Here is a 2,032-nt window from a genome sequence, read left to right as displayed (position 1 = left end):
GCTCTAAGCAAACCTGAGGAACCTGTAGACGAAAGGTTCCTCAAAACACCGGTCCGCCGCCGTCAACAGACGGAAAGGTGGATCGGTGTTTTTTTTTGCTTATCTTCCATTAAACGGAGATGCACGATAGCCGGACGTTCCGAAAACCAGGGGGAGAGGGAAGTGCACGGATTCAAGGCTGGATGACGAGCCAACCGTTTCTACGCAGCTCGAGAATACGAGCTAATACCCGGTGTTTTTGTAGTGAAGGGATGAGGACAGCCCGGCGTGGGCGCCAAGTCCGGACCGGACGGATTCCACCGGAAGATCTGTAAAGGCGTGGGCGAGCCGCCTTATACCCGCTCGAATCTGGTATTCATTGAGCGACGAAAAACCTAGCACAACGGTACGTGTGCTATAACTGCCTTTTCCGAAATCGGACGTTGTTCCAGATCCGATCGAGTAAATCCCAACCCCTTGCCGCAACGCAAGGGTCTGAAGTTCGGATGCATCCGGATAATTGTGGGGTAGGTGCCACGCAAGATGTAAACCGCTTTCCAGCCCGGAAAGCTGTACTGCCCCGAAATGCTCGCGAAGAGCGTCTATGAGGCAGTCATGCCGCTTCGAGTAAATATTGCGCATGCGCCTCAGATGATTGCCATACGCACCGCTTCGGATGAATTCTGCCATCGTCGCCTGATCCAGCCAGGCGTGGCCGTTGTTGAGCAATGCCTTGGCCGAACGTGCGGCGGGGATGAGTGCCTTGGGCACAACGAGATACCCCAGCCGAAGCCCGGCACCCATGGATTTCGAAAAAGTCCCCAAATACATTACGCAACCGTGATCGTCAAGTCCCATCAGGGCCGTCAAAGGTGACCCCCGGTATCGAAAATCAGAGTCGTAATCATCCTCGATGATATAAGCCCCACAACGACGAGCCCAATCCAACAGCTTCAGGCGCCGCTCCATTGGCAAGGTGAATCCGAGAGGGTATTGGTGAGAAGGAGTGACATAGATGAGTGTCACCCCATCCCTCGGCAGCTGCTCAACATCCAAACCATCCTCATCGACAGGTATCGGAATCAATTTCGCATAATAGCTTTCGAAAAGAGAGGCGGCCCCTTGGTAGCAAGGATCCTCCGTAGCAACCAGTGTCCCGTCCTTTACCAGCAACCGCGCTGCCAGGTTAAGACCTTCCTGGGATCCCCCTGTAATAATGATCTGGTCAGCGGATACGCTGATTCCCCTGGCTATTCCAAGATGGTCGGCAATGACTTCTCGCAACTGCGGCAGTCCGCCAGGATCGCAGCACTCGGTAAAATGCGTAACCGTTGACGTGAACGTCCGGTTAATAAACCGGCGCCATATTTTAAGCGGGAATAAATCAAGATCAATCCGATCGGGATAGAAATCAAAGTCGAGGTGCTGCGTGTTTCTTTTTGCCGGCGTCGGACCCACAAAAGGAATCATCGGACGTTTCGCCGTCTCAGTATGAGTAGAAGCGGAAGTAGCTATTCTGCGGGTTGCGGCGAGGCAGGTTTCCGGCAGCTCCAGGTTTACGTACGTTCCGATCGCCTTTCGAGCCTGGAGGTAGCCTTCTGCTATCAGGCGATCATAGACAAGCAGTACCGTATTTCTGGAAATGCCGAGTTGTTCAGCCAGTACGCGGCTCGCTGGGACAAGCGTGCCCGGCTTTAGCCTTCCGCCAAGGATGAGATGGCGTAATTGTTCAAAGATTTGCCCTTGGAGTGACTGGCGACTGGCGTGATCAAGCTCAATTGGGATTGCCATATGCTTTCTTGGCGGCACATTTGTGCGCTGGATTGCGGTTTCAGATAAGCATCTGATTTTGGCATATTTAGCGGGGTAACGTAAACCCGTCGCCGACTTTGATGCAACTGCTCCCCATCCGTCAAGGACGGACGGGGTTTACCTCATTATGTGCCGAAAATGCGACTTACTCCTCATCCTCGTCATCGTCCTCATCCTTTTTCTCGGGTTTGAGGACCATCTTGCCCTGCTTTTTGCTCTCGTTGAGGTCGGTCTCCGGGGC

The 2,032-nt window shown here is 53.5% G+C and carries 1 protein-coding gene; it reads right to left on the bottom strand.

The annotated features are described in order from the left end of the window. Nucleotides 1–222 precede the first annotated feature (222 nt). Nucleotides 223–1,770 (bottom strand): PLP-dependent aminotransferase family protein, encoded by a 1,548-nt coding sequence (locus tag C8R31_RS15700; RefSeq protein ID WP_107695113.1) that lies wholly within the window; start codon nt 1,768–1,770, stop codon nt 223–225. Nucleotides 1,771–2,032: the final 262 nt, after the last annotated feature.

This window comes from Nitrosospira sp. Nsp2, assembly GCF_003050965.1.
Classification (GTDB): Bacteria; Pseudomonadota; Gammaproteobacteria; order Burkholderiales; family Nitrosomonadaceae; genus Nitrosospira.
Note: the sequence above shows the minus strand (reverse complement) of the source record. Positions and strands in the feature narration are given on the sequence as shown.